We start from the raw sequence: 10,060 nt of genomic DNA on the forward strand, positions 1-10,060 counted from the left end.
TAACTCTCTATAATCATATCATATCTAGGCAAAATAAGCAATAAAAAAACGTCTACTTCGGCTAAAAATAGACGTTTAAAAGGTATTTATATAACTTCATTTTGCTTCTAGAGTTAATTTATTAGGAAATTCACATCTAGGCAAAATAAGCAATAAAAAAACGTCTACTTCGGCTAAAAATAGACGTTTAAAAGGTATTTATATAACTTCATTTTGCTTCTAGAGTTAATTTATTAGGAAATTCACAGTAAAACCACAAAGCCAATCGTTACTCTAGTTTCTTTTTACTTGCTTAAATACTATCATTTAGACGTTGTAGTTTTACCACTGTCTCAACGTGTGTAGCATGTCGGTCACTGCTATATTTCCTATACTAAATTTTAAACTTGTAAGTGATTTCAATACTTTCATCTTCTGACACCACAATCTTAGAGACAAAACGATTCAAGACTTCACGATCAATTTCATCGAAATTCTCATAAGAATCAAGTTGTGATTTCATAAGTTCAAAGGACTTTTTCATCGAAGATGCATCCTGTAGAGAAACCATTTGCTTCTCAAGTTCAATCATCTGATTGTCCAAGACTTCAGAAGCTAAATCATACTCTGACTTGGTAATATCTCCTCCGGTATATCTAAGGATCAATTTACCTTTTGCCTCTTTGTGTTTTGCCTTCTTCATTTCATAAGACTTTTTCATCTGTTTAGATTTAGTTTCTAGTTTCTTTACTCTCTTTTCAATCAATGCATAGACTTGTTCTTTATCAGATACTTTAGAAGCATATCTTCTTAAATCATCTCTGATAATCTCAATTAACGCATCTTCTTTGATCTTGTGTTTTGTACAAAATGTCTTACCATGTTTCTTGTAGCCACCACAGAAGTAAGTTCTTTGTGCCTTGATAAACCAAAACTTCTTATGACAGTCACCACATAGTAGGATATCACCGAACAATGATTTCTTTGGTGTCGCACGACCAAGAACTTTAAAACCTCTATTCTTAATCATGGCTTGTACACTAAAGTAATCTGCGCTAGAGATAATACCTTCATGGGTGTTCTCTACAATAATAGATTCAGCCTGTTTCTTTCTACCGACTAAAGTGATGTCTTTGGTTGTTTCCTTACACTGCTCCAAATCACCAATGTAGTGACGATTCCTCAAGATAACCATGACAGTAGTCCCATGCCAAACAGTTCCTGCATTCCTCTTGCCTTTTAGCATTGCAGGTGTCTGATATCCTTTAGAAGTCAGGTATTTCGCAATAGAATCCCTACCATGACCTTCTAGGTACATCTTGTAAATAAGTTGCACCACTGATACAGAATCATCTTCACGAGGATATAACTTGCCGTCAGATACGTTGTATCCATAGGGTGCTTCACCTTTTAAATACCGACCATTCTCTGCCTTGGTTTTTAAACTTGTCTTGATACGATTGCTGGTCGTTCTTGATTCGTTTTCATAGATCCAAGCATAAAGTCCGTACTTAGATACATCACCAGTTAACGTATTAATGCCTCCATCTAAAGTAATGATATGAATATCATTGCTCATGACAATCTTTCTAAAATCTGCTGAAGTACCAATGTTTCTGGCAAGTCGTGATTGCTCCTTAGCAAGGATAATGTCAAACTTCTTTTCCTTTGCATCTTTAACCATTTGCTCAAAGCCAGATCTATTACCTTTGGTTGCTGTAATGCTGTCACTGTATACTTTAGCCAGAGTCCAACCTCTATCAATGATGTACTTGATAAATAGATCTTCTTGAGCGACTAATGACGAAGCCTGTACTTCTAGTTCTGTAGATACTCTTACATAAATGGCTGCTTTCATAATACCACCTCATTTCGAGGTATAGTATGTGTTGTATCTTCATTATACTGCTCTTGTGTTGCTCCCTCAATCAATTTCTTTAACTGACTGCATAAATAACCTTCATACAATTCATCAAATCCAGTTGTTTGGTCAAATACTCTACGTATCTTCATAAGACCACACTCCCTTCTGAATTGTTGTTGTAAAGGTATTATACTCACTTCTGAAGGATAATCAAGAAATGACATAAAATTATTTACAATAAATAATTATAAATTGTCACATCCAAGCGATTGTGACCTAAATCATTGGACAACTTCCTTAATAGTTCGGGATCAAAACCTCTATAGGATTTATCTTCAAAGCCTTTCTCATTAACCAATTCTCTGTATCTATTTTGAGCATATTCTCTTCTAAAGGCATTGTTGTCAATCTTGCTCGTATATTTCTTAAACATAGGATCACCTTCTGGCTTATCTTTCAAGATTTCCTTAACGCTCTCACGATAGTCCTTTATAATAGTTGCATCTCTCTCCTTACCACCTTTTTCAATCAAATAAACTTTATAAGGCAATCCGTTTTCCCAGAGAAAACGTTCTGGTGTAATCACCAGAACACTTTCTCTTCTATAACCACATGCTTTAGCAAGTGTAATCTGTTCTTCATAATTGTTTGGATTGTATTTGCTATCATGTGCTTTTGGTCCTCTAGATCTTGTTATATCTTTGAATGATCTATTCTTGATTCCACATTCCTTCTTCGTGATATGAAGATTAAACAACTTGTTTAAGGCTGCCATGTCCTTACTAATGGTGGCAGCTGCTTTGCCATCATCTTGTCTGAACTTCAAATAATCTTCCACATGTTCCTTTTTGATTTGAGATATATCCTTTATATCCTTGTACTCTTTTCTTAGATGTCCTATAAACTCAATACTGGTCTGTTTAATAGCATCGTAAGATAAATGGGAATGAATCCCCATCGTTCTGTTAGAATAGTGATTACCCATCATCTCCATATATTCTTTTTTAGAATTATGACGACTTTCACCAATACATTTCATTTGTTCCATTCGTAAATGCATTTGATAATCCATTTTTGACATTCTAGCCATAAAAATCACCCCTTTAATATTTTTACAAAGTATAAATATTGAAGAGGTGTTATTTCAAGTTTTTATGATTATTTCATTTTCTGCATGACAAATAAACCAAGGGTTAAGTAAATTTGCTTTCTTTATAGACTCAGCTTAAAGTCAAAGCCAGTTAATATGCCATTTATAGGTTACTCTCGAAATTCCTCCTTATTGTTTTTCCGCTTCTCGTTTATATTTCCCTATTGGGATAATATAACCAGAAGCTCATCCCTGTATTCAAATTGGTCAAATCACACATAATGTAATCTGTATGAATACTCTCAAATCCTTCTTCGGTCAATCAATACTTTTAGTGCTATTACAGAATATATCATTACTCATAAGCACATCAAGAAAAAAGAATAATATGAAGTTATCATTCTTTTAACAATATCTTTATTTGTTATAACTCTAACTGTGATTCTATAAAATATTTCATAAAATTTGCACTAGTATATGCAGCGTAATTTTGATAACCGTCACCTTTATCGGCATCTGCAAAATCGCAAATTGATTTCATACATATAGGAATAGGCTTTTTAATCAAACTATTAACAGCAGCATAGAACATACCATATGATTCCATATCAAGCCCAGATGTTTTCCTAGAATGTTTTTTTACTAACTCATCTACTATCTTATTACTTGCAACTACTGCCGTACCACATGCCATTGGTCCACTTACAACTTTTAACTCATTCTCAACTGGAATTGCCCAAGATTTTTTTATCGAATTTAACACATGAGAGAAGTCCTGAAGTGACTTCCCAAGAATTTTCGGATCTAACTTAATACTACTAGGATCTGGTATAAAATCTAATACTGGTGAAGTATCTCTCTCTTCACTCTCAATAGAAACATATTTTCCGCTACTATAATTCCATACTTCAGACGGAATAATTATATCACCAAATTCTTTTCCAGATCCAACCCCAGCAGCTATTCCAACCATTATAATATATTCTGGATTAAAGTGAGATATCATTTTGGTTGTTAAGGTTGCAGATGATGACATCCCCATTTCCGATTGCTGTGCTGTTATAATTTTTATGTTATCTCCAAAAGTTGTTTTATAATAAAGAGTTGGATCAAACTCATACTCTATCTTTTCCCAATTCCTATCAAGTTTTCGAACAGCTTCTGTCTCTACCTTTACAGCTGTAATAATTGCAACATCACATCGATGTATTGTATGATTCAAATGCTGATATCTAATTAACATATATTCAATTTTTGATTTTATGACATCTACCCACGCTGTTGAATTTGCGTCATACTTCAATACTTGAAAAAGGCTCTTCCCATCATATGATTCAAGTTCTGTGAGAATAATAATATCCTCCGGTTTATTTAGAAAGTCATTATCTATAATTTCATCAATTAACTCAAATCCACCATTAGGATTTAAATCCTGTCCCAAAACCTCAGGCATATTCAAGTCAGTAATCAATAGATTTATTTGTTCTTTTCTCAAATATTCCTTTGCTTTCTTTAAATCCAAAGCATGGTATACTTCAATGAATTCTTTTTCTGAAATTTTATCAATAACCTTCATAACTTCTTTTAATTTATAACTTTCATCATCAACAATTAGTATTTTCAACATTTGTACATTCTCCTTTTATTTTTTTTACTTCATCTAATAATATACGCTTCCATTCAAGTGAAGATGAATTGTAATGAATCGAGCATATATACTCATCTGGAAATTCATCTTTCATATTCAAGTCTAATTGTTCAAGACTTATTTCTGTTTCCTTATCACTAAGCACATCAAAAGCTGTAATAATTATGACTTTTGACTCCAACTCTAATCTATTAACTTCTTCTAAAATATCGATACCTCCAAAAGTCTCAAACTCATTATTATAACTTTCGACTTTGTCAGCATCATAAATCGGCAAACTCATGTCTAAAAGAATGACATCAAACTTTTCATTTCTAATCATATTTACACCACTATTGTATGACCTGCAATGAGATAGTTGTATGCGTGGATATTCATCATTTATAACTTTCATAACACTATTAGCCTTGCTTATTTCATCCTCAATGTAAAGAATTCTCATATTATTCTCCTTTTACTACCGTTTCATATGGGATATAAATTTTAAATACGAACTCGCCAGGATTAGCGTGTGATGCAATTAAGGATTTACCGGAAATATTATATCTAAGAATATTATATATCTTATAAATCCCGGTTCCACCTTCCAACCGACTATGCTTTCTTACAATATCTTTATCTCTAAGGTTATCAATTTTTTCACTGATTTTATCTTGTACTTCCTTTAAATCAAGAGTGGGACTTAAAGAATTCCTTACAGAGATTCTTACATGACTCTTATTTGATCCTCCATAGGATATCTCTTGTGCTTCATAATCAATTTCTAGCTCATCTAAATTTTCAACCAAATCAATACCGATTTCAATATCTAAATCTTTTAGCTCAGAATAACCTGAATGGACATTCGCGTTTGTAATTAGCATAGTTAAAATATCAACAAAATAAGGGAAAAGTCTACCATCAACTAAATCGTTAACAGTTATTTTCTTATTAAGCTTTACATTTTTAAAGTTACTATTAAGTTTGCTACTAATCTCGGTACTAGTTGATACCAATGCATCCATATAGAAATCTTTGTATGTGATATCGTTCTTATACAAAACATTGGCAAACTCTTTGGTATCATTTTCTATTTTTCTTTTACATAAATTAATGTTTTGAAGAACTTCTCTCTTTACATTTCTCATGAAGTCCTCTTCTATAGACTGAATATCCTTTTCAAGAGCATTTAACTCCTCAATGAAATAAGTATATAGTTCTGATCTTATCTTATCTCTCAATTTTTCCAAACTTGCTTCCAGCCATATCCACAATTCTTTGATTACATAATTGAAAAACATCTCAAAATCATCAAAGTTATCATCATAAAGTAAAATAGAGCTTAGGAAGGATTGTATGAACAATGTAAAATCCAACAAACCTTCATCATCACCCTTATAACGAATTTTTATCCATTGATCTTTCACTTCACTTACCTTATTTTCTATACGTCCAGTAAATGTTGATATATAACTCTTAAATTTATCAGAACACCCTACTTCATTGTCAATTAACTGACTATCCCAATATTCATTTTCAACAAAATCTTTACTGTCATTACTTCGAGTTTTTGAAAGTAGATTGTAATCAATGAACGAATCTGTTAATTGATATCTACAGTATCCATGCCTGATTCTTGAACTCAAATAAGTATCTAATCCATACTTTGTATTAAATAAAAACTCTTCTGTAATTCGAACTAAAATTTTTCTCAAAACTATTACTTGTTGATTATAGTTTTTATCAGTCCTTATCTTCTCTTTAACTTTTGTCGCAATATTGAGAATATCTTCTATGTATTCATTGCTTGTTATATCAACACTCCTATACTCCTCGCCAAAATCCTTCATAGAAAGATATTTTTCAAAATTCTCATTAAGGATATCGTAATGTTCCGACTTAATTTTTTCCACCTCTACAGATATTTTACTTTTGTTTATTTTAGATATATTGCTCCTTATACTTTTTTCTAACATTATTTTTGAGATTTCTTCATAGTATTGCTTTTGGTTTTCAGCATCTATATCCAAGAGATTCCATAGAAGCTTAATTCTAATATCTTCTGCCTCTTCTGGGGTTTTTGCAAATTGAGGTTCGCGGTTTAAAAAATGTAAAGTGCAGATTTTGTGAACACAATATGATAATAACTTTACATCATAACCCCCGCTTTTAAATAGATCATCAAAATCTAGAAAATTGTTGTGTCCCATGAAATTAGATAACACCACTCGTTGGTTTTTGAAGTTTAATGGTTGTGCTATGTAGCAAAAAATTGGTGAATATATTGATTTCTTTAGATTAATATTTCTGGTGCGTTTCACTCTTGTAATTATACTATTTGTATCAAACTTTCTTATCAACTCACTATTAGTAAAATATGTGTCAACTGTTAATTTTACAGCTTCATAATAATCACCATTTAAGCAATAAGCTTTGAAAAGCCTAACTAATGATTTCTCATAAATGTTGTTATAATCAGACTCAAACATATTACTAAGTTCAATCATTTTACTAATTGCAACAGGATAGTTACCTTTATATATATTTGCATCAGCTTCAAATAATGTCCTTCTAATTGGATCAGCCAATTCATATATTTCATCATGATCTTTTAATGAATACTTATATGTAAATAGACTAGCCGTTATCGGTGATATAACTGCAAATCTATCTAAGTATCTTATCTTCTCATTATCAGACTCAATAAATTCTACATAATTCGGGGACAAGTACAAATCATTTATTAAGGAAAGGTAATGTAGATTTCCATTCGATTCCACTTCAAGTTTATGATTCAAGAACCCTCTTAATTTGTCGTACCATCTTGTTTCTTTATACATTTTTAAATAGTTGTACAGTTGATTAACTGATGAAGTAGAACTTTCTTTAACAGAGTAAATATTCTCAATTAATTTAATAATTGTAAGCTCTAATGATATTTCTCTCTTGCTATTCAAACATGATTTGATATATACAATTAGCGACTGAAAATCTATGTCTTTTTCAAGATTCTCCTTCTCATACTCACATGCCAATTCTGAGTAATTGCCTTTACTATACATATCTAAATATTTATATAAAATAGAATCCTGGTTGCTGAGTACTGTGTTATCTGACTGCTCATACGAACTAACACGTATCAATAGATTTCTAATCCTAAAATCGTCAATAAACTCACTCATACTCTCAGTGATGTCTATAACATCAATATTGCTAATTGACTCATATTGAATTAACTTAATAAAAGATTCGTAGATGTCGATTATTGACATCTGAGCATCCAATTGTAGAGCTATTCCAAAAACATCACTCGAATACATATATTCATTATTTATTTTTAAATCACAGTACTTATAAATAATCTCGTCACCTTCTAATGATCGCAAATATTTTATAGCCTGATCTTGATAATTCAAATAACTCATATTTTCTTCAGCTCTAACACTAGAATGCTCAAGTAATATGGCTAACAAGGGATTTCTCTCAGTTTTTTTCATTACAGTAGATAGTAGTCGCTTATTTCCTTCAAGTCCATTTATTTTTTCCTCTAGAACAAACTTTTGACAAATAGACCACATTGAAATACAAATATCCTTTTCTATATCACCTAAGATTTTATCTGCAATATCGTACTTCTCGCAAAATAAGGCATTCTCATACTTTCTTTTCAGAGTTATGAAACCATTGATTTTTTCAGAGTAAAATATAATGAGATTAATTACCCATTGAGTAATTACAACGTTGTTTGCGCTTGGTTCAAACATAAATTTGCTTTTCCCAAATTCATCTATTGATGAAGGTAAATAATTTGCATTTACCATTTTCTGAAGTTTTTGATCCTCTAATATAATTTTCCACAACTTAATTAAATCATCACTACTTGATCTTAAAATCTGACTTTGTAACGTATTTCTAAACTTATATGGACTTTTTTTTAGTCCGCTTTTTAATTTCCTTGCTTGCTCTCTATTCATATTTCCCCCATAATCTCGGTTTCATATTATATTGTATGCTAACTAGAAAAGAGTGATAAATGTATAACCATTCCCATCCTCTTCCATTCTACTCCCAATTTTCTCCTAATTCAATCGATTTACTATAAAACAAAAGATCCAATAAGATTTATTCATCTCATTGAATCTAAGTAATTTCAATATGTACAACACTATACCACACCTAATGCTTGTGATAGCAGTGACCATTAGTCCACATGTGTCGAGTGTTTATTGAGACAAACTACTTGTGAAACAAGGAACTGATGAAACTATCGATAGAAAGTTAAACAATCAGGTAGCATGCCCCTGACCATAGGACAATGATTGATACTTAAATTTCTTTTTAACATTAATCAGCAAATTTCAATTTATAGAATTAAATTAACAATAACTAGACTAGTAACAACTCATCATCAAATTCTATATCCATACCTTGTATTCCTGTTACTCCCAACTTTAATTATTACACTCTTCTTGAGTAATTGATTTAATATACGAATAACTTTTGTTTTGTTTAATCCTGTATAATCTTCTATCTCTTTTCTACTTAACGCTTCATTTTCTCTAATCGCAATATAAACATATCTTTCCTCTATCGTTAGTACATCCATAATCTCTGAGTATTCCTTGAGAATAGGCAATATAATTTTTATTGAGTTAGTATATACTTTGAAATCTGGTTGAATTATTGCCTCTTCATATGATTGCAAAATCCGTAGAATTCCTGTACCAAATCGCTCAATGTACCTCAAGCAAAAAAATAGATGACCCAAAATTGGATTTCTCAAAATTAAAACCTGGCCATCTATATATTCTTCTTCCGTTAGACCAACAGGCAAACCACCAGGTGATACAATTTCAATCCTATCATCAAACATTGAAATTCTAATCAATGCGTTTATATCCCATTGCCTATGCACTACTGCATTAGCGATAGCTTCACTAAATGCTCTTAAAGGAATTTTTTTAACCGAAACTCTCTCTATACCAACAATTTCCTCATAACAATATTTTTTTTCAAATAAGTAAATCGCTTTATCAAATTGCTCTAAAACAGATACTTTTTCATAAATCTCACAATCCAAAATTTCATTAATACTATTCTCAAACTGAACAATATCAATACCAGGCAAGCTATTGTCATCCGATAATATTTCAGCAGCTTTATTAAAATTTCCATCTCCTGAATATAAATCCAGCGTCTTTAGAATATCTGAACTTAATGCTTTGATACCTAAATGATCAACTAGTTGTTTCTCCAAGTACTTGAATGATAAATCTCTTTTATTCGTCGATAACTCTTCAAAACTTAAGTTTTGACCTTCTAAAATCAAACGACTAAACTCAACTCGATCAATTTCAACTGTTGCTGTGTCAGCTCTTTTGAAAGCTTTATTCTTATACAAATAGGGTTTATGAATCCCCTCATTTACAATTAACTTAATAATCCTTTTATCAACGTCTATAGCAATTTCATAATCAGGCACAGGTGTTATACTATCATT

General features: G+C 31.3%; 7 protein-coding genes. All 7 read right to left on the minus strand.

The window, feature by feature from the left end; all coding sequences use genetic code 11:
• Positions 1 to 373 precede the first annotated feature (373 nt).
• On the minus strand, positions 374 to 1,837 hold the full coding sequence (locus EZV73_RS27990; protein WP_240843890.1) for a recombinase family protein: 1,464 nt from the start codon (positions 1,835 to 1,837) through the stop codon (positions 374 to 376).
• On the minus strand, positions 1,834 to 1,992 hold the full coding sequence (locus EZV73_RS27995; RefSeq protein ID WP_240843891.1) for a hypothetical protein: 159 nt from the start codon (positions 1,990 to 1,992) through the stop codon (positions 1,834 to 1,836). Before EZV73_RS27995 ends, EZV73_RS27990 begins: the two co-directional genes overlap by 4 nt.
• A gap of 83 nt (positions 1,993 to 2,075) precedes the next feature.
• Positions 2,076 to 2,933 (minus strand): phage integrase N-terminal domain-containing protein, encoded by an 858-nt coding sequence (locus EZV73_RS28000; protein ID WP_240843892.1) that lies wholly within the window; start codon positions 2,931 to 2,933, stop codon positions 2,076 to 2,078.
• A 424-nt stretch (positions 2,934 to 3,357) separates the two neighbouring features.
• A complete protein-coding gene (locus tag EZV73_RS28005; RefSeq protein ID WP_240843893.1) occupies positions 3,358 to 4,560 on the minus strand; it encodes a response regulator in 1,203 nt (400 codons plus the stop codon).
• The gene (locus EZV73_RS28010; RefSeq protein ID WP_240843894.1) at positions 4,538 to 5,023 is read right to left on the minus strand and encodes a hypothetical protein; all 486 of its coding nucleotides are present in this window, start codon (positions 5,021 to 5,023) and stop codon (positions 4,538 to 4,540) included. Before EZV73_RS28010 ends, EZV73_RS28005 begins: the two co-directional genes overlap by 23 nt.
• 1 nt (position 5,024) lies before the next feature.
• Positions 5,025 to 8,534, minus strand: a complete 3,510-nt coding sequence (locus EZV73_RS28015) for a hypothetical protein (protein WP_240843895.1) — start codon at positions 8,532 to 8,534, stop codon at positions 5,025 to 5,027.
• A gap of 434 nt (positions 8,535 to 8,968) precedes the next feature.
• Positions 8,969 to 10,060: ATP-binding protein (locus tag EZV73_RS28020; protein WP_240843896.1), on the minus strand; the 1,092-nt coding region annotated here is incomplete at its 5' end.

The sequence above is a fragment of the Acidaminobacter sp. JC074 genome (assembly GCF_022496765.1).
Taxonomy (GTDB): domain Bacteria; phylum Bacillota; class Clostridia; order Peptostreptococcales; family Acidaminobacteraceae; genus JABXKX01.

Excerpts from the sequence above, each read along its gene's own strand:
- EZV73_RS28000 (WP_240843892.1), bottom strand. The coding sequence starts at position 2,933 with ATGGCTAGAATGTCAAAAATGGATTATCAAATGCATTTACGAATGGAA.
- EZV73_RS28015 (WP_240843895.1), bottom strand. The coding sequence starts at position 8,534 with ATGAATAGAGAGCAAGCAAGGAAATTAAAAAGCGGACTAAAAAAAAGT.
- EZV73_RS27990 (WP_240843890.1), bottom strand. The coding sequence starts at position 1,837 with ATGAAAGCAGCCATTTATGTAAGAGTATCTACAGAACTAGAAGTACAG.
- EZV73_RS27995 (WP_240843891.1), bottom strand. The coding sequence starts at position 1,992 with ATGAAGATACGTAGAGTATTTGACCAAACAACTGGATTTGATGAATTG.
- EZV73_RS28005 (WP_240843893.1), bottom strand. The coding sequence starts at position 4,560 with ATGTTGAAAATACTAATTGTTGATGATGAAAGTTATAAATTAAAAGAA.
- EZV73_RS28010 (WP_240843894.1), bottom strand. The coding sequence starts at position 5,023 with ATGAGAATTCTTTACATTGAGGATGAAATAAGCAAGGCTAATAGTGTT.